The organism is Thermoactinomyces sp. DSM 45892, from assembly GCF_900107305.1.
In the GTDB taxonomy this organism is placed as follows: domain Bacteria; phylum Bacillota; class Bacilli; order Thermoactinomycetales; family Thermoactinomycetaceae; genus Baia.
On the sequence record NZ_FNPL01000002.1, the window covers coordinates 162,221 to 186,767 of the forward strand.

General features: G+C 43.2%; 18 protein-coding genes. 16 read left to right on the plus strand and 2 right to left on the minus strand.

The genetic code is table 11. The features are described from left to right. Positions 1–80 precede the first annotated feature (80 nt). The 12 genes from BLU58_RS02465 to BLU58_RS02525 all read left to right on the plus strand — a co-directional run bounded on the left by BLU58_RS02465 (position 81) and on the right by BLU58_RS02525 (position 17,668). Complete coding sequence (locus BLU58_RS02465; protein ID WP_093290652.1) at positions 81–512, plus strand: peptidylprolyl isomerase; 432 nt, start codon at positions 81–83, stop codon at positions 510–512. A 344-nt stretch (positions 513–856) separates the two neighbouring features. Then, positions 857–1,171, plus strand: a complete 315-nt coding sequence (locus BLU58_RS02470; RefSeq protein WP_093290653.1) for a YerC/YecD family TrpR-related protein — start codon at positions 857–859, stop codon at positions 1,169–1,171. Between the two features lie 87 nt (positions 1,172–1,258). Continuing rightward, the gene (locus tag BLU58_RS02475; RefSeq protein WP_093290654.1) at positions 1,259–1,966 is read left to right on the plus strand and encodes a heptaprenylglyceryl phosphate synthase; all 708 of its coding nucleotides are present in this window, start codon (positions 1,259–1,261) and stop codon (positions 1,964–1,966) included. A 47-nt stretch (positions 1,967–2,013) separates the two neighbouring features. After that, a complete protein-coding gene (gene pcrA, locus BLU58_RS02480) occupies positions 2,014–4,209 on the plus strand; it encodes a DNA helicase PcrA (RefSeq protein ID WP_093290655.1) in 2,196 nt (731 codons plus the stop codon). 18 nt (positions 4,210–4,227) lie between these two features. Beyond that, positions 4,228–6,237, plus strand: coding sequence for an NAD-dependent DNA ligase LigA (gene ligA, locus BLU58_RS02485; RefSeq protein WP_093290656.1), 2,010 nt, complete (start codon positions 4,228–4,230; stop codon positions 6,235–6,237). A gap of 203 nt (positions 6,238–6,440) precedes the next feature. Then, positions 6,441–7,694: a transglutaminase domain-containing protein gene (locus tag BLU58_RS02490; protein ID WP_093290657.1), complete on the plus strand. Its 1,254-nt coding sequence runs from the start codon at positions 6,441–6,443 to the stop codon at positions 7,692–7,694. Between the two features lie 38 nt (positions 7,695–7,732). After that, positions 7,733–8,980 (plus strand): transglutaminase domain-containing protein, encoded by a 1,248-nt coding sequence (locus BLU58_RS02495; protein ID WP_143123670.1) that lies wholly within the window; start codon positions 7,733–7,735, stop codon positions 8,978–8,980. 239 nt (positions 8,981–9,219) lie between these two features. Next, positions 9,220–10,143 (plus strand): RluA family pseudouridine synthase, encoded by a 924-nt coding sequence (locus BLU58_RS02500; RefSeq protein ID WP_093290659.1) that lies wholly within the window; start codon positions 9,220–9,222, stop codon positions 10,141–10,143. Between the two features lie 374 nt (positions 10,144–10,517). Further along, positions 10,518–12,962, plus strand: coding sequence for a penicillin-binding protein 1A (locus tag BLU58_RS02510; RefSeq protein ID WP_176786452.1), 2,445 nt, complete (start codon positions 10,518–10,520; stop codon positions 12,960–12,962). A 254-nt stretch (positions 12,963–13,216) separates the two neighbouring features. Further along, a complete protein-coding gene (locus tag BLU58_RS02515) occupies positions 13,217–15,943 on the plus strand; it encodes a transglycosylase domain-containing protein (RefSeq protein WP_093290661.1) in 2,727 nt (908 codons plus the stop codon). Positions 15,944–16,066: 123 nt separating this feature from the next. Continuing rightward, on the plus strand, positions 16,067–17,116 hold the full coding sequence (locus BLU58_RS02520; RefSeq protein WP_093290662.1) for a YkvI family membrane protein: 1,050 nt from the start codon (positions 16,067–16,069) through the stop codon (positions 17,114–17,116). 18 nt (positions 17,117–17,134) lie between these two features. Beyond that, entirely contained in the window at positions 17,135–17,668 is a 534-nt protein-coding gene (locus BLU58_RS02525) for a glycerol-3-phosphate acyltransferase (RefSeq protein WP_093290663.1), read from the plus strand. On the opposite strand, the gene BLU58_RS02530 is transcribed toward BLU58_RS02525, so the two are convergent. Beyond that, positions 17,665–18,471, minus strand: coding sequence for a DUF2797 domain-containing protein (locus BLU58_RS02530; RefSeq protein ID WP_093290664.1), 807 nt, complete (start codon positions 18,469–18,471; stop codon positions 17,665–17,667). The genes BLU58_RS02525 and BLU58_RS02530 overlap by 4 nt on opposite strands. Before the next feature lie 339 nt (positions 18,472–18,810). On the opposite strand from BLU58_RS02530, the gene BLU58_RS16605 reads away from it, so the two are divergent. Further along, positions 18,811–19,551: a hypothetical protein gene (locus tag BLU58_RS16605; RefSeq protein ID WP_218122170.1), complete on the plus strand. Its 741-nt coding sequence runs from the start codon at positions 18,811–18,813 to the stop codon at positions 19,549–19,551. 96 nt (positions 19,552–19,647) lie between these two features. Here BLU58_RS16605 and BLU58_RS02540 read toward each other — a convergent pair whose 3' ends face one another. Continuing rightward, complete coding sequence (locus BLU58_RS02540) at positions 19,648–20,904, minus strand: endonuclease/exonuclease/phosphatase family protein (protein ID WP_176786453.1); 1,257 nt, start codon at positions 20,902–20,904, stop codon at positions 19,648–19,650. A gap of 194 nt (positions 20,905–21,098) precedes the next feature. Between BLU58_RS02540 and BLU58_RS02545 the strand changes: the two genes are divergently transcribed. From BLU58_RS02545 to BLU58_RS02555, 3 genes are all read left to right on the plus strand, one after another. Next, positions 21,099–22,229, plus strand: coding sequence for an oxalate decarboxylase family bicupin (locus tag BLU58_RS02545; protein ID WP_255404565.1), 1,131 nt, complete (start codon positions 21,099–21,101; stop codon positions 22,227–22,229). A gap of 139 nt (positions 22,230–22,368) precedes the next feature. After that, positions 22,369–23,301 carry an ABC transporter substrate-binding protein gene (locus BLU58_RS02550; protein ID WP_093290667.1) on the plus strand — a complete coding sequence of 311 codons (933 nt, stop codon included), beginning with the start codon at positions 22,369–22,371 and terminating at the stop codon, positions 23,299–23,301. 203 nt (positions 23,302–23,504) lie between these two features. Beyond that, a complete protein-coding gene (locus tag BLU58_RS02555; protein WP_176786454.1) occupies positions 23,505–24,530 on the plus strand; it encodes a FecCD family ABC transporter permease in 1,026 nt (341 codons plus the stop codon). The last annotated feature ends 17 nt before the right edge of the window (positions 24,531–24,547 follow it).

The following is a 24,547-nucleotide window of genomic DNA, read 5'->3' on the forward strand; positions in this document are numbered from 1 at the left end:
CTTATCTTTAATATAATCAAGGGAGTGCGAAATTGGCTATTTATGGTACTATAGAATAGTAAATGAAGGGGGAGGAAAATATGAAAAAAGGTTATGTATTATTAGAGGATGGTAACAGAATGGAGCTGGAGTTTTACGATGAAGCAGCTCCAAGTACAGTAGCTAATTTTGAAAAGTTGGCAAACGAAGGCTTTTATGATGGACTTAATTTTCACCGTGTGATTAAGGGCTTTGTTTCTCAGGGAGGCTGTCCACAAGGAACAGGGGTTGGCTCAGCTGGTTACCAGATCAAATGCGAAACAGAAGGAAACCCACATAAACATGTAGCTGGTGCTTTATCCATGGCTCATGCAGGAAAAGATACAGGTTCTTGTCAGTTTTTTGTCGTTCATGATCCACAACCGCATCTAGACGGTGTACATACTGTGTTCGGCCGAGTTACGACTGGACTCGAACATGCCCAAAACATGAAACAAGGCGCAGGGATTAAAGAGATTCGTGTAGAAGGATAATTTTTCCAGATGTAAATTAAAGCTAAGGCGAAACATAACCGCCCTTAGCTTTTTATTATTTAATGTAATAGGATTCCTAGGTGGATATATGGACTTATCATCTCTCCAATATTTGCTTTTAACAGGGAGCCATTATCATATTTCCAACTTTATCGCAACTATGTTAAGATAAAGTTGGAAATACTAACAGAGAAGATGGTTTTTGAAAATGGAACCACACTATCCGGTTCTTTTTTTCATGGCGGTAAATTATATAGAAAAAAGGTATTTTTGTATTTCTGTTGAATTTATGCTTTGAAAAATAAAAGAAAAAATTGTTTCCTTCTACTCTGAGGAGGTTACCCATGCAGTTAAATAAGTTAAAAAAAAGAGAACTAGAGCAACTCTTTCATGCCGTCTTAAAACTGGAGACGATGGAAGAATGTTATCGCCTGTTTAATGATTTATGTACAGTTGGAGAAGTGAAATCCATCGCCCAACGTTTGGAAGTAGCGAGGATGTTGGAGGACGGCTGTACGTATAACCAAATTGAGACGGAGACAGGTGCGAGTACTGCTACGATCTCACGTGTAAAGCGCTGTCTCCATTACGGAACAGAAGGCTATCAGTTGGCACTGGGTCGCCTTCGTGAAGATGGCTTATTAAAGAATGACGACTAAAGAAATAAAGGAAGAGGTCCCGCATTTTTAGCGGGGCTTTTCTTGTGGTGGTATAATATGGGATAAGATGACGGCGGTGGTCATGATATGTTAGTAGAGCAGATGCAAACATGGCGTCATGTATTTAAGCTAGATCCCAATCGTCCGATTGAAGAAGAGATGATTGTCCGCTTATTACAATCGGGTACGGATGGGATTATGGTTGGTGGAACGGATGGGATTACCTATCAAAATACCCATGATTTAATGAGACGTGTTAAACAAACCCCACTACCATGTGTACAAGAAATTTCAAACGCGAAAGCGGTGATTCCTGGATTCGATGGATTTTGTATCCCGGTTGTATTAAATACAAATGATACGCAGTGGTTGATCGGAGCTCACCAAAAAACGATGATAGAATTTGGCGAGTGGATTCCGTGGAATCAAGTAGCAGTAGAAGGATATGTGGTACTAAATCCCGAAGCAAAAGTAGCACGACTAACCGGGGCCGAGACATCGTTAACACATGAGGATATATTGGCATATGCGCAGATAGCGGAGCACCTATTTCGCCTCCCTTTTCTTTATCTAGAGTATAGTGGAATCTATGGGGATGCTCAGGTGGTACAAGCAACGGCGGGTAAGCTCAAACATACGAAACTCATCTATGGAGGCGGAATCCGCTTCGAAAAGCAGGCGAGGGAAATGGCTCAATTTGCCGATATCGTAGTGGTAGGAAATCTCATTTACGAGGATATAGAAATGGCACTGCAAACAGTATCTTGGGTCAAGGAAACGAAACTCATTCGGTAAGCGGAAGGGGGACAGCGTTTACATATTCACAGTAGGCGCGAACATACATGCAATCATATACTTCATCTATACATACACTTTTAACTGGATTAAATCCTACACAAAGGCAGGCAGTGGAGACAACAGAGGGGCCTGTCCAGTTAATTGCAGGAGCTGGAAGTGGGAAGACGAGAGTCCTTACTCATCGTGTGGCTTATCTTTTGGCCGAAAAAAGCATTCATCCTTGGAATATCCTAGCGATTACTTTTACTAACAAAGCGGCGAGGGAGATGAAGGAGCGAATTGGGAAGCTGGTAGGCTCCGTGGCGGAAGATATTTGGGTTTCTACGTTTCATTCTATGTGCGTGCGGATTTTACGTCGAGATATCGACCGAATTGGCTATTCAAGAAATTTTACGATTTTAGACACATCGGATCAGTTGACGGTTATTAAGCAGGTGTTAAAAGAGGAAAACTTAGACCCGAAGAAATTTGAACCGAGAACGATTTTACATAAGATTAGTTCTGCTAAAAATGCCCTGCGCACGCCTGCACAAATGCAACTTCATGCGTCTACTTTTTTAGATGAAGTTGCAGGACAGATCTATGAAAAGTATCAACATAAGCTTAAGACTAACGAATCTCTTGATTTCGATGATTTACTGATGAAAGCGGTTGAGTTGCTTTCTACCGTTCCAGAGGTAAGAGAGTTTTATCAACGCAAGTTTCAGTATATCCATGTGGACGAATACCAAGATACCAACCATGTACAGTATACATTGGTAAAACTACTGGCTGAACATCACCAAAATGTGTGTGTAGTCGGGGATAGTGACCAGTCCATTTACCGTTTCCGAGGTGCCGATATCAGTAATATTTTGAACTTCGAACGAGATTATCCGCAAGCGACGATGATCAAGCTGGAGCAGAATTATCGGTCTACCCAAAAAATCCTAGAAGCGGCGAACGTTCTGATTGCGAATAATACAGAGCGGAAACCTAAGAATTTGTGGACGGATAATGATGCTGGGAAGCCTATTATCGTGATGGAAGCGGGAAATGAGCACGAAGAAGCTTATTATGTGGCGGAACAAATTTCGAAAGGGCATCGTGAGGGGATTCCGTATCGCGATTTTGCGATTTTGTATCGGACGAATGCGCAATCTCGTGTTTTAGAAGAAGTTATGCTGAAAGAGAATATCGCTTATCAAGTAGTGGGTGGGATTAAGTTCTACGAACGAAAGGAAATTAAGGACCTTTTAGCCTATCTACGTCTTGTTGTAAATCCAGATGACGATCTAAGCCTTACACGTGTGATCAATGTGCCTAAAAGAGGGATCGGTGCGGCTACATTGGAGAAGATCGCCTTGTATGCTGCTTCGCAAGGAGTATCTCTTTTCCGCGCGATTTTAGAAGCAGAGCAGATTGGACTTACGAAGCGAGTCATGACTACGTTGCAGGAGTTTGCTTCCTTGATTCAACAAATGCATGCGATGGTCGAGTATTTGTCAGCGGTGGAGTTGACTGAGGAGATTTTGCAGCGATCGGGCTATCGTGAAGAGTTGAAACGAGAGAAAACAATTGAAGCAGCTAGTCGCCTGGAAAATATCGATGAGTTCGTGACGGTTGCACAGGAGTTTGAGAAGCGGAGTGAGGATAAGTCGCTCATTACGTTCCTAAGTGACTTAGCACTTGTTTCAGATGTGGATCAATTAGATGAAAATGGCATGGTAGATGAGAGTACAAAAGGGGACCAAGTTGGAATGATGACCCTGCATAGTGCCAAGGGGTTAGAGTTCCCACATGTTTTCTTAGTTGGGATGGAGGAAGGTATTTTTCCGCATTCCCGCTCGCTAGATGATGAATCTGAGATGCAGGAAGAGAGGCGTCTCGCTTATGTAGGTATTACGCGTGCGGAAAAAGAATTGCACCTAACGTATGCTCGCGCTCGCTCCATCTACGGACGTACTAGTATGAATCTGCCCTCTCGTTTTTTGAAGGAGCTTCCGGCAGATATCTTAGAGAGAATCGGCAATCAACGTGGTAGTACGACGATTCCGGTACAACGCCGCATGGGTACGAAGATTCAACCAGTGGGTAGCTGGGTTGTGGGTGATAAAGCGGAACATCGAAAATGGGGAATGGGGACTGTGGTTCAAGTTTCGGGTGAGGGAGAAGATATGGATCTACATATTGCCTTCCCTATGCCAGTGGGTGTGAAAAAGCTATGTGCTAAGTTTGCCCCGATTACCAAAGCTGAATAATCAGGAGGTCTTAAGCCGTTGACAATTCAAGAAGCAGGCCAGCGTGTAGAGGAGCTTCATCGTTTACTCCATCGTTATAACTATGAATACCATGTGTTAGATCAACCAACGATTGAGGATAGCGAGTATGATCAGTTGTTGCGTGAATTAGTGGAGATCGAAAACCGTTTCCCAGAGCTATTAACTTCTGACTCCCCCTCTCAGCGAGTGGGGGGGGCTCCGCTTGCTCATTTCGAAAAAGTAGATCATCTAAGTCCGATGCTAAGTTTAGGAAATGCATTTGATGAACAAGGACTACGTGATTTCGATGAGCGGATTCAGAAAATGACAGGCGAGTCTAATATTAGATATGTTTGTGAATTAAAAATCGACGGTTTAGCTGTTTCCCTACGCTATGAGGACGGGCGTTTTGAACTGGGGGCAACTCGTGGAGATGGAGAAGTCGGAGAAAATATTACCCGAAATCTGAAGACGATCCGCTCAATCCCGCTTCGTTTGACCGAGCCACTATCGCTAGAGGTGCGTGGGGAAGCGTATCTGCCGAAAAAAGAGTTTGAACGGATTAATCAGCAAAAAGGAGAGCGCGGAGAGCCCCTTTTTGCCAATCCTCGTAATGCGGCGGCTGGCTCACTTCGGCAATTAGATCCGAAACTGGCGGCAAAGCGTGCCTTAGATATCTTTTTATATGGAATGGGTGACTTAACAGGTCTTGATATTCATACACATACGGAGTCTCTCAACTTCTTGACCCATCTTGGATTTAAAGTAAATCCAGAGTTCCGCAGGGTAGATAATATAGATGGTGTGATCGAGTATATCGAGAGCTGGAAGTCAAAACGTCCCGATCTTGGTTATGAAATTGATGGAATCGTGATTAAAGTTGACGATCTTGCGCTACGAGAAAAGGTAGGATTTACTGCAAAAAGCCCTCGTTGGGCGATTGCCTACAAGTTTCCGGCAGAAGAATCGGTCACGATTTTAGAGGGAATTGAGATTAATGTAGGTCGTACGGGTGCTGTGACTCCGACTGCATTGTTAGCCCCTGTAAGCTTGGCGGGAACGATTGTGAAACGGGCTTCTCTTCATAATGAGGATTTCATTCGAGAAAAAGGGGTCATGATTGGTGACCACGTCATCGTTAAAAAAGCAGGGGATATTATTCCAGAAGTAGTTGCGGTTTTAACGGACAAACGGACCGGAAATGAGTACCCTTACACGATGCCTACCCATTGCCCAGAATGCCAAAGTGACCTTGTACGATTAGAGGGAGAAGTGGCCCTTCGTTGTGTAAATCCACAATGTCCTGCTCAAACTCGAGAAGGAATCATTCATTTTGTCTCACGTGGGGCGATGAATATGGATGGTTTAGGAGAGCGAGTCGTCACTCAGTTATTTCAAGCGGGATTGATTCGAGGAATAGCTGATTTATATACTTTGACTCGGGAGCAGCTTCTCGCTTTAGAGCGGATGGGAGAGAAATCAGCCCAAAACCTGCTTGAAGCAATCGAGGCAAGTAAAAAGAATTCTCTAGAAAAGTTACTATTTGGCTTAGGTATTCGTTTTGTTGGAGCAAAGGGAGCGAAGATCCTAGCCCAGCACTATTTGAGTCTAGATGCCATTATGGATGCGACGGAAGAAGAGTTAATCGAACTCGAAGAGATTGGTGTTAAGATGGCAGGGAGTATAGTGGCTTACTTTGCCAATCCCGAAGTGCGTCAAACCATCGAACAGTTGCGCGAAGCAGGTGTAAACTTCACTTATACAGGGGGGTTGATCCGTACAGCAGAAGTAGAAGAAAGTCCATTTAGTGGGAAAACAGTAGTGATTACAGGCACTCTTGAAACTCTCTCTCGCAGTGAGGCAGGGGAATTGCTTGAAACGCTGGGGGCAACGGTTACGGGAAGTGTTAGCAAAAAAACAGATTATCTGATAGCGGGTGAAAAAGCGGGTTCCAAACGTGATAAGGCAGAAAAACTAGGAATCTCTATATTAGATGAATCAACTTTCTTATCTATGACAAAGAAATAAAGCAGAAAAACATCAAAAATATTTATTAACTATTAACATCTATTTTGGTGTATGATGTTAATGCTCTAATGGCATTGGAATCGAAATAAATTTGGCCATTGGTTATGAATGTTTCACGAGAATTGCCAAGCGGTAATTCTCTTTTTTTAAGAGAATAGAAATATAGTAAGTGATTAGATGAAACGATAGAGGGTGAATGATGGTTGAGAAAACTTGCAATCATTTTAAGTATTTGCTTACTGGGTAGCACTTTAACTTCGTGTGCTTTACCAAACGCAGTATCTAACTTTGTAGATTCCATTGAACATGAAGTAGGTAGTAAGAAGATTGAATACACAGATGAGGCGAAAAAGAGTGGATTTACACTGGAACAACCTACGACGGGAGTAGTGGTAGGGAAAGAAGAAGTTCTCATTCAAGGAACTTTAAATGAAACAAAGGAGGGAGACCAACTACTAGTTCGGATTTCCAAAGATGGTCAATCTGGGGAAAAGATCATTTCGATAAAGGATAAAAAATTTCGTCAAGCAGTGCCCCTCTATTATGGGAAGGGGGAGCATGAGGTGGAAGTCCTGATCCCAGATCAATCAAAGACGGATTACTACTATCCTGCTACTCGATTTACAGTAGAGAACACCTCCTCTTTACAGCAGATTCCCATGGGGTACAATTCTAGCTTTTATAGGCAATATGGAGTCTCAATAGAACAACCCATTGCAGGCGGGAGAACCTATGATGGGAAAGTGTTATTGCAAGGATCGGTCGAGCCTCCTGCTAAAGGTGCGAAACGAGTAGAGTATCTAGTGGTTCGTGCGGATAAAGGGGAAGACAAAGCAAATTATTACATCCCAGTTAAAGATAAAAAATTTTCCGGGTGGATCCCATTACGATTTGGGGCTGGAGATTATAAAGTTCAACTTACTGTAGGCGATTTGCATTATTCGCCTGTTGTAGAAATGAAAGTAAAGAATTCAGTATCGGCTGATTTGCGTGATTTACTGCCGGGAAGCGGGATGGAATCTGATGATCCTCAAATCATTTCTCTAAGTAAAAAAATTACGGCTGATGAGGACTCGCCGATGGAAAAAGCACGAGCGATCTACAAGTACGTGGCTACCAATGTATCGTATGATATGAAAAAGAAGCAAAATTATTGGGATGATGGTGCCCTAAAGACATTGCATGAGGGAAAAGGAATCTGTCATGATTATGCGCTTACGACGATTGCTCTATTGCGAGCGATAGAAATTCCTGCACGATATATCGGGGGAGATGCAGGTGAGCCTCATGCATGGGTGGAAGCGAAGATAGGCGACAAATGGATTACGATGGACCCAACATGGGGTTCAGGTTATTCGACGGGTAAAAAGTTTGTAAAGGAGTATAACCCATCTTATTTTAATCCAAATCCTGCTTCTTTTAAGAAAACTCACAAGAGGTCTGAGGTTATCTACTAAAAAGTTAGAAATAAGAAGAGATAAAGGGTGAATAATGGTTGAGAAAGCTTGTTATTTTGTTAGGTCTTTGCTTGTTAAGTAGTACTTTAACTTCATGTGCTCTGCCTATAGCCGTATACAACTATGTGGATTCGATGGAAAATGAAATGGATAGTAAGAAGATTGAATACACAGACGAGGCGAAAAAGAGTGGTTTTGCACTGGAGAAGCCTGCCGCGGGAGCAGTTAAAGGGAAAGGTGAGTTCTTCATTCAAGGGTCTCTTGCAGAATCTAAGGCGGGAGACATACTATCTGTTTGGGTAACAAAGGATGGTCTATCTGGAGAAAAGCAAGTTGTGATAAAGGATAAAAAGTTTCATGGAACCGTTCCTCTTTACTATAGCGAGGGACAGCACCAGGTGGAGATCCTGATTGAAAAAAATGGTATTAAAGTGACTGTGGCTAAGTTTATAGTAGTTAATACCTCTACGGTGGAACAAACACCTATGAAATATAGCGGCTCCTACGGAAAAAATGGGATCACATTACATCAACCTGCTGCAGGTGGAAAAGCGTATGATGGAAAAGTACTATTACAAGGTACGGTTGAACCACCTTCTAAGGATGTGAAATCGTTAAAATATATGGTTGTTGATGTGGAAAAAGGAGAAGATACCTCGAGATATTACCTGCCAGTCGAGAATCAAAAATTCTCCAAATGGATTCCGTTGCGATTTGGAGCTGGGGATTACAAAGTAAGTCTTTGGATAGATGAAATGACGGAATATCTAACTCCTGTTGTTGATTTTGATGTAAAAAACACAGTAACTGCTGATTTACGCGATTTACTTCCAGGAAGTGGAATTGAGTCGGATGATCCTGAAATCATTTCTCTTAGTAAAAAAATCACGGCTAAGGCAAGTTCCCCTATGGAGAAAGCGCGAGCGATCTATAAGCATGTGGCCACCAACGTATCGTATGATATGAAAAAGAATGATAACTATTGGGATGATGGTGCACTGAAGACGTTACGTGAGCGTAAAGGAATCTGCCATGATTATGCCCTTACCACGGTTGCTCTGTTGCGAGCGATTGAGATACCCGCGCGATATATTGGTGGGGATGCAGGAGAACCACATGCCTGGGTTGAGGCGAAAATCGGTGGCAAGTGGATTACCATGGATCCAACATGGGGTTCAGGCTATTCGGTTGGGAAAAAGTTTGTGAAGGCATACGACCCATCCTATTTTAATCCAAACCCAGCTTCTTTTAAGAAGACTCATAAGAAGATTGAGGTTGAATATTAAAAAAAACCATATTACTACCATTCATCAAGTTTGGTAGTAATATGGTTTTTTTGTATAAACCGACCTTGAAATATAACAAAGAAGTAAGGTTGTTGTAAGATAAAACCATAGAACAGATGGATGGTTTCTTTTAGGATAGAGTAGAGGTTCTTTCAATATGAGGATTTCGTGCGTTCTGCCCATTCCTTTGATATACTACACGAGTTGACGGATACCGTCATATTCGGAGGTGTACAAGGATGTCTAAGACAACTCTATTTCAACATGTTGTCACTCCTGAAGAAGATGGGGAGTTGCTCGAAACCGTTTTACGAAAGCAATTTCGGTTTTCGAGGCGGATGATGCGTATTCTCAAGCATGAGAAGCGAGTTTTAGTAAATGGAGAGTGGATTTTTTTTCGAAGTCGGGTAAATGAAAAGGACCTGATTCGAATTGAGTTGAATATTGCGGAGGACGTGGAGTATATTTCTCCTGAAGAGGTACCTTTTACGGTGGTAGATGAAGATGAGGATCTCATCGTGGTGAATAAGCCGCCACATACAGTCGTCCATCCTACTGGTTCTCATCAACACGGAACACTTGCAAATGGATTAGTTTATTACTGGCAACAGCGGGGAGAAAATCATAAGATCCGCCCTGTTACGCGATTAGATAAAGATACATCGGGCTTGATGGTATTAGCAAAACATGCCTATGGCCATGCCTTTCTAGCGGATCAAATGGCAAAAAAACGATACGAGCGAAGTTACTTTGCGATTGTTCACGGGAATCTCATTCACGACAGAGGAACGATTGATCTTCCTATCGGAAAAGTTCCGGATGTACCCCTGCTCCGGTTTATCGACTTTAGCGAGGAAGGAAGTAGAGCGATTACCCACTATGAAGTAATCGAACGTTTTCCGCATGCTTCTGTCTTGTGTCTGTGGTTAGAAACAGGCAGAACCCATCAGATTCGAGTTCATCTCTCTTCCATTGGACACCCCATTATCGGGGATGATCTGTATGGAAATGGAGAGGAAGAGAAGCATCTGATCGGTAGGCAAGCACTACATGCGAAGTTACTTAAAATCTATCATCCGCGAAAAAGGGACTGGGTGGTATGGGAAGCACCGATCCCTAGTGATATAAAGCAACTACTTGAACTACTTAGAAGGTGCTCATAAAGGGGTGTCTCTAGAGGCAAGTTTTGGGGGATATATAGTCGGGTAAGAGTAGATTGCGATATAATAAAAATTAGTTCTTATTTTCCTTATTCGGTCTCTTGAAGTACCAAGATAGGCAAAACCAGAAAGCAGAAAAGAGAATCCCATAGAAAAATAGGTCCCATCCGCTAGTAAACCCTAAAAAGATAGACAGTAATATCCCTGCGATTCCTGTAAAACGACATGCAAAAACAGCAGCATCCATATTCATATATTCTTCACCTCATCCCCTATCATAAGTGCTTTTTAGATGGATAACAAGGTAATAGGTGGATGTTGTTTTGCAAGTAAAGATGTGGGAGTTAATAGGGAATTTTTCAAGGAGGTTTGAATCTATGAATCTATTTAGGAGGAGTAAAGACACTAGTCAGAACTCTAGATCATCGGGATCGGCGCCATTGGTTCAATCTCAAACAAAAAAACATACTCCCAATTCTCGTATTGCGAGGAGAAAATCAACTGGTGGAAACCCGACTGGTAAAACGGGTTTTCAAAAAATGTTCACACTAAAATGGATGGGGATTGTATTTGCTACTTCTATGCTGTTAGTAGTAGGGATGTACATCACGATTTCAGCGATGGGCGTGGTGTATCCGATTAGTAAATTGGATCAAATATTAGCCTCATCCGTGCTGGAAGATGTGGATGGGAAAAAGATTCCCGTTAGTGATGATGAGTATCGGGATTATATTTCACTAGAAGATATAAAGAAGGTAAACCCACTATTACCACAAGCATTTGTGAAGGTGGAAGATAACCGATTTTATGAGCATAAAGGTGTAGATTATTGGAGTATGGGTCGTGCGATGGTGACGAACATCGTTGCCATGGAAAAAAGGCAAGGTGGTAGTACTCTCACGATGCAGGTTGCGGGAAATGTAATCTTAAATGACCGGAAGAAGACATTTTCGCGGAAATTGATGGAGATTGGAACCGCATGGAACTTGGAGTTAGAAGCAGGGAAAGATAAAATCCTAGAAGCTTATCTCAATTATATTAGCTTCGGTGGAAAAGCTCGTGGAGTCAAAGCAGCTGCCCTTTTCTATTTTAATAAAGATATTAGTAAAGACAAGTTAGAAGTAGCTGAGATCGCCTATTTAGCAGGACTACCTAAGGCACCAACCCGATATTGTGGTTTTTGCGGAAAGGAGAATGCTGAGCGAGGTGAAAAGCGTGCACAGACTACTTTATATGTGATGTCACATGATGATGATGGTGCAAAGCCGATTATTACCATGGATCAATATGAAAAAGCAAAGAAGTACAAATTTAAATGGACGACCGATTATCGGGATAAATATTTGGCTGGTAAAAGCTCACAATTAAATTCCGCTTTTATCGCCCAAGTGAAAGAAGAGTTAAAAGAAGACTATGGATATAGTGAAGAAGATGTTGAGAATTTAAGTACATTAGGACTTCAAATCAAAACCCGTTTGAATCAAAATGTGCAGAAGGAAACACAAGAAGCGTTAAACAACCTCGACAAAACCAGCTCCCAACTTCAAGGGGGAACGGTTACGTTAGATAAAGATGGTTATATCGTAGCCATCGGTGGTGGGAAGAATTATAAACCAGGTGATCTAAACAAAGCATTTAATGATCCGAAACAACCGGGTTCCTCGATTAAGCCGTTAACGGTGTTTGCTCCTGCAATGGATTTAAACAAAGATAAAGTGGATCCCTATACCACGGTAGAAGACCGTAAGAAGGACTTTGGTGGTGGATATTCGCCAGATAACGCGGATGGACGGGAGCATGGCACAGTTTCCTTACAAGAAGTGGCTAAGAAGTCATATAATTTAGGGACTCTGGAAACCTTGCAAAAGTATGTGGGCGTTAGTAAAGCATTCGAATATTCGGAGAGGTTGGAGCTTGGACTTGACTCTAAAACGGACAAAAATCTAGGAGCTCTCGGCTTAGGTGGAGTTAGTAAAGGGGTAACCCCTCTACAAATGGCACAAGCTTACACTTCATTTCCAAATAATGGTGTTATGAAGCATGCTCGTGCGATTGTAGAAGTCCAAGAGCCTGTAGATGGTAAGTTAAAAAAGAAATCATTAGAAGATAAGGCCCAAAAGAGGTTGGAAGATAAGAAAGTGTATGAGCCTCAAGCAGCTTACTATACCCATAAGATGCTACAGGAAGTAGTGCAGTCTGGAACTGCTACGGGTGTGAAATCAGGGAATCAGCCGGTTGCTGGTAAAACAGGTACAACCAATGAAAACAAGGTAGCTTGGTTTGTCGGTTATACCCCTCGTTATGTAACGGCTGTGATGGTATATAACACGAAGCCGGAAAAGAAGGTAAGTGCTCTATCGGGCGGAAAAGTGCCTGTTACGGTATTTAACGATATTATTCAATCGGCAGAAAAAGGTCAAAAAGCTCTCAGTTTTACTCGCCCAGATGGAGTAAAAGACCCAGAACCACCATTTGAACTGAGCAAAGTGAGTCTGACTGGTAACTTTGATTCAGTCAAGAATGAAGCCATACTCAACTGGTCTGTACCAAGAGATATGCAAACCCCTCGGATTCGTTATGAGATTTATCGTACAGACGGTGGCGAGAAGAAAGTCCAAGATGCTGCCTTTAGTGATACCTCGATTCGAATCCCACTAGATGGGGAGTCAGGAAGCAGCTTCCAGTTTAAAGTGAAGGTGATTGATGGAGAGACAGGACAGTCAGTAGACTCGAATACAGTTACTGTGACACCATCGGGGTCAGGGGAACAGAATGAAAGCAAGAAAGATAAAGGTTTCTTTGATTGGTTAACAGATTGGTAGAGAAAAACGAAGAAAAAGCTAGGATTCCTTTGAGGTCCTAGCTTTTTTATCCTTGTTCAAGGAAATGTCACCGCATATTTAGAATTTGCCTACAGAATGGGTAATTCTTCGGTTGCATCTCAGAGCGGTCTAATGTAGTCTAATGAAGAAAATAAGGGGTGTAATGATGAAGGATTCTCTATCAGATAATATGTTTTTTGTAAATGTTAAAAATCAGAAAAAAATTGAATTTATTTACATAGGAGGTTGAAGAAATGAGTGATTATCCACGCAAATCGCGCAGCCATAACCATCAAGGCTCCAACTTCCAAGAGTCATCTCGATCAGGTGCGAGTCGTTCGGGGGGACGGATGAGTCGTCTCCAAGCGATAAATAGTTCCCGTCAAGGCGACGATGAGGTATCACCTCGCACGGAGCGAGGGGCGAGGAGTCGTGCAGGAGCAAGCGGAAGACGTTCCCAACAGGGGGGAGGCAAGAAGGGGCGTAGCGGCTGGAGAAAGTATATTAATTTGAAGACGGTTGGGGCTACCTTGGGGATTCTATTTCTCATCGGGGCTGGAGTTCTTACATACCTTTTCATGTCAGTGCAAAAGATGGGGATTGATAAGTTAAAAGCAGCCAACAAGAGTTCGAGTGTTGTTTCCGCTAAGAACGGAGATGTTATTGGAAGTATCGGAGATCGAAAACAACAATTCGTCTCGCTTAAAGATCTGAAGGCACGAAACCCGATGTTAGTCGAAACCCTTGTGAAAACGGAGGATGCTCGTTTTTATAATCATGGTGGTGTCGACTATCAGGGTCTAGGTCGGGCTGTATACCTTAATATTTTAAACCCGGGTAAAGGAGGCGGTGGTGGGACACTTGCGATGCAGCTTGCGCGGAACATTATCTTAAACAACAAAGAGAAAACGGCTAACCGTAAGGTCGCAGAGATGAAGATTGCTTGGGACTTAATCGATGATCCGAAGGTGGGCAAAGATGGAGTCTTAGAAGGCTATCTAAACTATATTGACTTTGGAACCACGATCCAAGGAGTACAGGCGGCTTCTAAGATTTACTTTGGGAAAGATTTAACCAAGGATACGCTTGAACCTGAAGAAGTGGCCACATTAATAGCGATTCCAAACAACCCAAACCTATATAATCCACTTCAAGAGAGCCGTCATGCGAAGTTAAAAGAACGTAGAGACTGGATTTTGAAGAACAAGATGACCGATTCCGAGTATTCACCTGCACTCCTTACGAAGGAGAAAGCAGATCAGGCAGTTGCGAAATCGATCGAGTCGACCATGGTTATGGGAGAAAACAATAAGTATGCTGATGAGTTTCAAAAGAAAACGCAACACGCAGCTTATATAGACTATGTACAAAAAGAATTGCAAGAGCGCTACGATATCAATCCTCAAAGACTAAATAGTGAAGGCTATAAAATTACAGTGGCTATTGATACCAAGATGAATGATATTGTAGAACAAGAAGTAAACAAAGATGCGAACTATGTGAATAAAAACACCCCGAAGAAGTCAGCGAAGTCTCTAAAGTCATCGTTTGCGATTTCGGATCCACGGACAGGGGAGATCAAGGCGTTATCTGGTGGTAGAAATTATAAAGTGGGTATGTTTAACTATGCGACAACGCGTCTGTACCCAGGTTCATCGATTAAGCCGATCGCTGCATATGCTCCTTACCTCGATCTGAATAAGAAATTAAATATGTATTCATCCGTTAATACATCTCAGTTCGAGTACAGAGGTTGGAAGCCGAAAAACTACAGCGGGGCACCTACCACTTCGTCTATGCAGATGGTGGATGCGGTGAAGCAATCGGATAACCAAGCAGCGGCTAGAATCGTGGTTGAAAAGGTTACTCTTCCAAACTCGGAGAAGTATCTGAATAAGATGGGCTTAAAAGTGTCTGGAGAAACTCCTTCCGCGTTAGCGTTGGGAAGTGGATTTAAAAACGGCGGCTTTACGGCTGCTGATATGACGCAGGCATACTCGATTTTTGTAAATGAAGGGGAAGCCGTGCAAGCCCATACCGTTGTAGAAGTAAAAAATATGGAAGGCAAGAAGATTCCTGCGAAGGACCCAGAAGGTTTCAAAGTAGGAGAGGAAGTAGTCTCGAAAAAAGCAGCCTATAATACATTGTTGATGATGAAAGAGGTTGCGAAGTCGAAGGAAAACATTAAAATTCCAAATCATGATGTAGCAGGAAAAACAGGTACCAACGATGATGATAAATCAGGATCCTTTGTTGGATTTACCAATGACTTGGTGGCCGCTTCCTTTGTTGTGAACGACTATAAGTACAAGAAAACAGATCCTGAGTTTGTTCCGATCTCGGGTTCCATTCAACCAACAGTCCTATGGAATTCGATTATGAGTAGGGTAATGAAAGACATGCCAGCAAGTAAATTTAAACGACCAGATGGTGTAGAAGAACCACAACCTCAGGAAGAAATAAAAGGATTTGACTTCTCGCTCTCTTCCCACGGTCAAGGGGTTAAGATCAACATCAAGGGTGGTTCACCAAATGCAGTCTACAAAGTAGAGAGAAAAGACGCTTCAGGTTATGTGACGGTAGTCGAAGAAGGACATGCGGGTTCTCTAGTGGACTCCAGTGCGACAGTTGACGTAAATGATCCGAACCAGAAGTTTACTTACAAAGTGACTGCAACAGTAAAAGGTGACGATGGAGAGAATAGCACCAAGACGGTGGAAAAAACACTGTCAGTCTCAGGTCTGAAACCGAAACCAGAAGATCCAACGAAATGTGATCCAACTGTGGATCCGAATTGTATACCAAACCCGGATAATGGCAACGGCGGCGGAGATAACGGCGGCGGAGATAACGGCGGCGGAGGCAATGGCGGCGGAGGCAATGGCGGCGGAGGCAATGGCGGCGGAGGCAACGGCGGCGGAGGCAACGGCGGCGGAGGCAATGGCGGCGGAGGCAATGGCGGCGGAGGCAATCGCCCCTAAATGAATCAAAGAGAAAACCCCAGACTCATTCGTGAGTCTGGGGTTTTTCTTTTGTGTTCTAATCCAACGACCTGTCCCATATAGTAGTCCTAGCCATGTTTATCAGGAAGGTTGTGGAGACTTGTGCGGGGTCGTCTTTCCTTAGCGGTTCGAGTAGGATTTACCTATTGTGGGACGATTGTGGGAGCAGGATTTGCTTCCGGACAAGAGATTTTACAATTTTTCTCCATGTATGGTCGATACGCGATGGGCGCGATATTGATTAGTACCTTTCTATTCTCATGGTTTGGAACACGCATGTTGATCTTTGGATCGAGGCTTCGGGCTCACTCTTTTGAGGAGTTTAATCTATATGTATTTGGGCCTCGTTTTGGACCTGTGATGAGTGCGATGATTAGCCTCGTTTTGTTCGGAGTGACGGCTTCGATGTTATCAGGAGTAGGTTCTCTGTTTCAGGAGCAATTGGGGCTTTCTTTTCACCTAGGTGTGATGATCACGATTGCGTTAACGTATTTTGTCTGTAAGAAGGGAATTAACGGGATTATGTCTGTCAATTCATCCGTAGTCCCTTTGATGTTTTCATTCCTAATCGTAATGGGGTTGTATTCTTGGTATTACGGAGATTGGCAAGTGATCGCGGTACAAGAATCGAACGGACAACATGGACACTGGCTTATTTCCGCGATTACCTATGTGGCATTTAATATTGTGATGGCCCAAGCCGTGTTGGTACCGCTCGGTGCAGAGATTCAAGATGAAAGGATATTACGGCTAGGTAGTTGGATTGGGGGCCTCGGCCTCGGATTTATGCTACTAGCTAGTAACTATGCCCTTCAGCTTCATATGGATGAAGTGAAGCTGTATGACTTACCGATGGCGTGGATGGTCTCACAATTAGGAGAGTGGATGCAAGGTTTCTTCTTAATCGTGATCTGGGCGGAGATCTTTACCACTCTAGTAAGTAATGTATACGGTTTAACAACGAATCTACAGCGAGTTTTCCCCATACGTCAGACCTATATAATGTTGGCTATCTTTGGGATTGCGTATATTTGTTCTTTAGCTGGTTTCTCTACACTTGTACACTTTTTATATCCATTGTTTGGTTATTGTGGATTCATTATTATGTTTCAATTGCTATATCGATTTACACCCAAACAAAAAGTTGGATAAGGGAAAGGATGAACAAAAGTGGGTTTCCTTTTTAGTGCCATTATTGCCTATCTAATCGGTAGTTTATCTCCGAAGTGGTGTGTTCAAATTTGTTCTGTTCGCTACCCGACGAAAGTAGCATGGATTTTGTTGGATGTAGTGAGGGGGCTTGTGGCAGTAGGGATTGGACTCATATTTGCTGGATGGATGGGGGCTTGGGCAGCACTCATCTTCGCCGTTTTAGGAACATGGTACCCCTTTTATCCATCCATTCGGCCTGGAGAGGGGATCTGGATTTGTGTAGGTGGCTTGATCGTGTTAAGTCCGTTTCTCCTCATAGTTGGGGGATTGATCTTTATTGTAAGCCTCTTTCTCACTCGTTTTACCTTCCTATCCACGTGGCTCGCTATTGCAGGGATTTGCTTATTATCGTTATTTTTCGTCTCACAAATCTCAGTATGGCTCATCTTGTTTGGGCTAGGAGCAGGCTGTATCTATCAGCAAAAAGATCATTGGGTCCGATTCCAAAAAGGAGTGGAGCCGAAAGTCAAGCCACCTTATAAGTTGTTTTAGGATCTAGAGGCTTCCCAAGATACATAGTATCCAGAGTGATTACGCACTTGAAGAACGCCTTGATCGAGAATCATATATTGCCCTTTCACACCTAGTAGATTCCCTGTAACATCCGATTGCTTTAGTAAATTGATCGATTTTACCTTCTCTGGGATTTCTACTTGTGGATAATGGAAATGACGAATTTCCTCGTCCGATAATAGAAAAGGATGATAGGATTCAGGTATGTATCCGAGAGCTTCCTCGCGCACAATCGTTAAATCTACATCACTACCTTGACTTGTTAGCATACGCCGCCAGTTCGTTTTATCCGGTAGATGATTACTTAATAGAGCCTCGATTTCTCCTGCATCTTTACGAGTTGGTGCGCAAGCAATCGGGACAGCCGAGATGGCCCCTTGGTCGATCCAACGCCTCGTTTCGTTTCCGGCCCTCGTTATCCCCACCTTAACCCCACTGCTGATCGCTAAATATACAAAATGCGGAGTCATACAATAAGCCAGTCCGAATTCAGGGTCACGGCAAGTTCCCTCATGGAAATGACAACGATCCGGCCGTACGAAGCACAGATCCATTTGCGGAAGGGAAGCAAAGCACGGATAGCAGTAGCCATTGCCATATGTTTTCTTAATCCGCTTATCACAGTGAATACAGCGAATCTCCCCAGTAAAGGAGATCGTGATTTCGGTTCCTAGATAGTCATTAAGAGTGATTTCTTCACCCGAAAGCTGGAGTAGATAATCAATAGGTTGATCTTGATTCCAAGTATGTACAAGCGGGGCAAGTGTGCCAGTTTGTTTCATGTATCGGGTTTCCTTTCTAGTTATTCTATTTATGTAATTGTTATGAGTAAGGGTGTTATCTTTACTATATAATGAATTTGTTTGATTTAGGGGATAAATTGCTTGCTACTAATCCTTTTTTCTACCATAACACGAAGAGCTCACCTATTGTACACCGGATCTGGCTTTGTTGAATACCGAATTCATCGAAGTTTGAAGCCTAATTTTACCCCAGATAGCTCGACCTTAGTTGCTCTGATTAGTAAAGAGCTTGTCTTTGTAAAGATAGTAAGATTAGGCAAGGACAGGCTCTTTAATACTTCCTGAGTTGAGATTTCCGAAGTTATAGAGGTGATAATCATGAATTACGTGGCTGAATTTATCGGCTTTAATGAGATGTTTGAGGGAGAAGTTATCATAAGTATAAGCGGATTTCGTCTTGTAGGAATTATTGCTGGATGGGGTTCATTTGATCTCGAAGTAGGCAAAAAATACTTGGTTGAATTGGACCTATGGATTGAGGGGGACGATTCGATTAAAGAAAGTAGCTTCCCCAAGAAAGAGATATTAAATATTGCTGGGAAGTATAATTACATTTTGACAGGTTGGCTGGATTTCGAAAATGGTCAATTGGAATCAAGTTTACCATTCTATTTAGGAAAAGGAGAACTCTATGATATATGGTATCTAGAGGATAAGTATGTGGATGTTATGGTCGATAGAATAGATATTGCTTTCATAAAGCCTGTAATGGAAACAATTACTTTATACCGTCCTGTAGGACAAAAAGAACTAGATTTAATTCGAGCTAGTCACTATCGAGCTTTCCCTCCACGCCTTTCCTTTCAACCTATTTTCTACCCAGTTTTAAATGAAGAGTACGCGGTTCAAATTGCTCGTGACTGGAATAGGTTCGATGAGGCATCTGATTATGAAGGATATGTGACTCGTTTTCAGGTTCGTAAGGACTTTATCAATCGGTACACCGTTCAAACGGTTGGTGGAACAGGGCATCAGGAATATTGGATCCCTGCAGAAGAGCTTGAAGAGTTTAACGGACATATCGAGGGTGTTATTGAGGTTATAGCTGAGTTTCATTAGTCTGTTTTTGGATAAATGTATAGAAAACTGTTTACAGCATGAAGAGGAGCTCACTTAATGTGAACTCCTCTTCAATATGCCAATCATCAATTATAACTACGGGTTAATCGTAAAACTCGACACGACAGCAGCATGATCTGTCGGCCATTCATTATCTCTGTGCTGCCCATGAGGCTTTGGTGTCCCCACCATAAACACCTTTGAATCCGTCACGTGGGCTCTACCTTTTGAGTAGATAAAGTCGACTCGATCTTGGGGCTCCTTCGGATAGTGTGTATCCCATGGATGATCGTAGGTGTAAACGGGTGACCATGTGTGCCCTGGGTCTGCGGCTGGATCGGGATGAATAACGCGATACGAATCAATCATGCCTGCTTGTTCAATCTTCTTGGAAACGGGCCAATCTAAGACGTAACCTTGATGGATGTTCTTGGTTGATTCTACCCAGTCTAGGTGTGAGGGGGCGTTAAAGTCGCCGAGTAAGAATACAGGGATATTGGATGAGAGATATGGGTTTAATCGATTTAAGATGTTGGTCGTCTGAACACCACGGCTTCGTTCTTCGTTGGCGATGATGTCCTTCGGTGCTTTCTTATCGAAATGAGCTAAATAGGGACTGTATACTCGGTAGTCTAAGTGTGCGGATGCGACCATAACTTCCTGTCCACTCGGTAAGCGAACACGAGCCGCTGATGCACCGACACCTTCGAACTCAAATGTTTCAACGATGGGATATTTGCTTATGACACCGCCATCGTGGGATGCTTGATAATAGTACCAGCCTAGGCGTTTGGCTATCGCTGTAACAGGTTCTGCTTTTTCTTGAAACCCGACGATATCAGCGCCTGACAATCGTACCGCGTTGACGATCTTTTCAAATCCATTGGCTACATTGGCCCCACCATTCCACGTGTTCATGGACATGATTTTTACGGTTTCAGGAGCTTGTGAGGGAGACTTCTGATTGATTACATGGATGGAGATATCGGGACTGATCTTAGTATATCCATCATTGGCAAAAAAGCGGATTTCGTAGGCCCCAGCCTCTAGGACCCCGTTTAGAGTTACGGAACCGTTGGTAGCTCCTGAAGTAGCGGTCTTCGATCCGTTGACATACACCCAATCCAACGAAGGGGAGTTTGGTGAGCCCTTACGATAAATGCCAATCCAGTCTTTTGCGCGACCGGGGCCGTTATGAAAGTTGATTTGAATGGCTTCGCCGGTACTATACGCAGGTTTTTTAGTGGAGAGGTAAGGACTTGCAGCAAAACTGATACTCACGATAGATAATGCCATGAAACAGAGACATATCAATAATACAGGGAGGATTAAAATTCTTTTTCTTATCGACATAAAGAAACATCCTTTCTCTTTCATTTTGACCTGATTTTTCCAAATTATAACGTGTAATGATTAATGCATTATGAATGGAATGTGTAATGTATTGATGGTTTGAATGAAATGGGTGTTGTCAAAAAATCCTCGTTTCCTGCATACAGTTAACAGAGGTGATGATATTGGATGAGGATCGTCGTATTCCACAGCCGATGAGGGCAGATGGCAGTGGATGGTGGGATTTTGGCCCGCGAAATGTGATGCGTGACCGCGAAAACCCGGATTTGCTCGTTCCGCCTGTGACGGATGCTGGGACGCTTCCTAATTTAAAGTTCTCTTTTTCTGATACGTATATGCAGTTAAATCATGGTGGTTGGTCACGAGAGGTGACAGTTAGGCAGCTTCCGATTGCCACGACACTGGCTGGAGTGAATATGGCTCTAACGCCGGGAGGGGTGCGTGAGTTACATTGGCATGAGCAGGCAGAGTGGGCGTTTATGTTAGTAGGTAGTGCACGCATTACGGCAGTGGATCAGAATGGGCGGAATTTTATAGCGGATGTGGGTGTGGGGGATCTGTGGTATTTTCCGCCGGGGATTCCGCATTCGATTCAGGGATTAGAAGAAGGGTGTGAGTTTCTTCTTGTCTTCGATGATGGCACCTTCTCGGATCTGAATACGTTATCGATTTCGGATTGGTTTGCACATACACCGAAGGACGTGCTATCGGCCAACTTTGGTGTGAAAACAGAAAATTTCAACGATACCCCGAATCACCAAAGATACATTTTTCAAGCAGAAGTTCCGGGACCTCTAGATAGTCAAAGGGTAATCTCACCGTACGGCACTGTACCAGAAAGCTTCACCCATCGTTTACTAGCTCAAGAGCCGATCACTACTCCCGGTGGGCAAGTACGTATAGCGGATACGACTAACTTCCCTATAGCGGAGAGGGTTGCGGCGGCGTTGGTAGAAGTGAAACCGGGTGGCATGAGGGAGATGCATTGGCATCCAAATGCGGACGAATGGCAGTATTATATCTCTGGAAAGGGTCGAATGACTGTTTTTGCAGGTGAAGGGACTGCGAGGACGTTTGATTACAGTGCGGGTGATGTAGGGTATGTTCCTCGTGCTTTCGGCCACTATGTCCAAAACACAGGTGACCAGAGCTTATGGTTCTTAGAAATATTTAAGAGTAGTCGTTTTGAAGATGTTTCGTTGAATCAGTGGATGGCGCTCACACCTCGCCAATTAGTAGAAGAGAATCTACATGTAGGTCCTACATTTATGCATTCATTACGAAAGAAAAAGTGGCCAGTAGTCAAATATCCAGGGTTTTATTAGGGATTCACGCAGAAGGTTATTTCCTATATAATGAATCCGAACCTAGCGAATAGTAGGAATGTTTGTCGGCTGTTGGTGGGGCTAGTAGTCTATCAACCGCTTGAAGTAGTAGATAATGGATCTATATTAGGAGGTACATATGAAAGGGTTTTCAATACGCAAATGGATGCTAGTCTGCTTGTCCCTTTTTCTTGTTTTTAGTGTAGTAGTAGGATGTCAATCAGGGGACAAGCCACCTGTCTCGACACCGGTTACACCTAGTAAAGTGAAGTACCCGATTACGGTTAAAGATATGGCTGGGAATGCGGTAGAATTTAAGAAGCCGGCTGAGCGAATCATCTCTCTTATCCCTAGCAACACTGAGATTGCTTATGCGATCGGGTTGGGGGATAAGATGGTGGGAGGTACGACGAACGATGACTTCCCAGCAGAAGCGAAGAAGCTTGAAAAAGTAGGTGACTTCACCATCAATGTAGAAAAAGTAGTTGCTCTCAAGCCGGATTTGGTACTTGCTTCTACGATGAATAAAGAGGTGGAGAAGCTTAAATCGTTAGGTATTCCGACTCTTGTACTGGACGGAAAATCGATCAAAGAAGTATTTGAATCGATTACGATTGTGGGTCTTGCAACCAATAAAGCACACGAAGCGGATAATTTAGTAGGCACGATGACCAAGGAAAAACTAGCAATCTACCAAAAAGTGACCCCGATTGCGAAGAAGAATCCGAAAAAAGTATGGCTTGAGATTGATCCGACTCTGATGACAGCAGGTGGCGATACGATTTTAAATGAGATGCTCGAAGTTGCTGGCGGTGTAAATGTAGCGAAAGAGCTAAAAGGGTGGCCACAAGTAGGTGCAGAGAAAGTGGCAGCTTGGAACCCTGATGTGATATTCTCAACTTATGGAAGTACAAGCCAGATCGAAGCCCGTCCCGCATGGGCAAGTGTAGGCGCAGTAAAACAAAAACAAGTCTTCACCCTCGACTCGAATACAACCAGCCGCCCAGGTCCTCGAATTATAGAGGGCATCAAAGAGATGGCGACCAAGTTGTACCCAGAGGCAATGAAATAATATATATCAGCATAAAGAATTGGCTGAGACCTTCACAACCAAGCCTGTTTTAAAAGTTTAGGATGAATGGAATAGGGGCAATGTATCTGAACACTGCGATGTTAGTGAGCCGACCTAGCGATACATGCCCCGGGACAGTCTCCTATAGTGGGGCTAATCAACAGCATTACAACCAAAAAAGATACATACTATTGAGGCTTATCATGAGACGAGAAAATAACAAGAAACATGTATATATCGGCGGAGGAATGTTCCTCTGCTTTCTTTTTACCTTTATTCTAGCTGTAACCGTAGGAAGTCTGAAAATCCCGATCCTAGATATTTTCAGAGTGATCGGACACCATACCATCGGATTTCCCCATCAAGTAGACCCGACGTCAGATGCGGTTCTATGGTCCCTTCGTTTCCCCCGTGTATTATTAGCGATGGTAGTGGGAGCTAGTTTAGCACTTGCTGGGGTCTTATACCAAGGCGTGCTACGAAACCCGTTAGCGGATCCCTATATACTAGGAGTCTCATCAGGATCCGCTACAGGCGCAATAATCGCGATCCTATCCGGGATTGGAGCAGGCATTTGGGGAATGTGGTTTATCTCACTTGCTAGCTTTCTAGGAGCTACGATAGCCACGGTGAGTGTGTTCTTTTTAGCAGGAAGAGAATTAAGAACGAATACGTTAATCCTAGCAGGTGTTGTCATCCATGCCTTGTTTGGAGCGGTTATTACGTTTCTACTCTCTATGTCTGTCGAACAAATGTCTCGAATTCAATACTGGCTCATGGGAAGTTTTTCGTTAAGAGAGTGGGCTCATATTTGGATTCTGATTCCGATTATCCTAGTCGTGATGGGAGTCGCATGGTTTACGCAACGAGAATTAAATCTATTTGCCGTAAATGCTCGTACCGCCGCAAATGTCGGAGTATCGGTGAAGAAAACGAGATTTCTACTATTAATCCTAGCATCTTTTTTAACCGCCATCGTCGTATCCATATCAGGAATGATCGGTTTTGTAGGGATTGTCATTCCTCATCTGATCCGCATGATCATCGGTGCAAATTATCGTTTTTTGATCCCGTACTCGATTCTAGCAGGTGCTACTTTTATGATGTTAAGTGATTTATTAGCCAGAACGCTCTTAGAGCCTAGGGAATTGCCTGTAGGTGTTATTACTGCCTTTTTAGGGGCCCCTATCTTTTCGTATTTTCTTTACAAATGGCGGCGTAATTTATAAGTTGCAAGGGAGGGGGC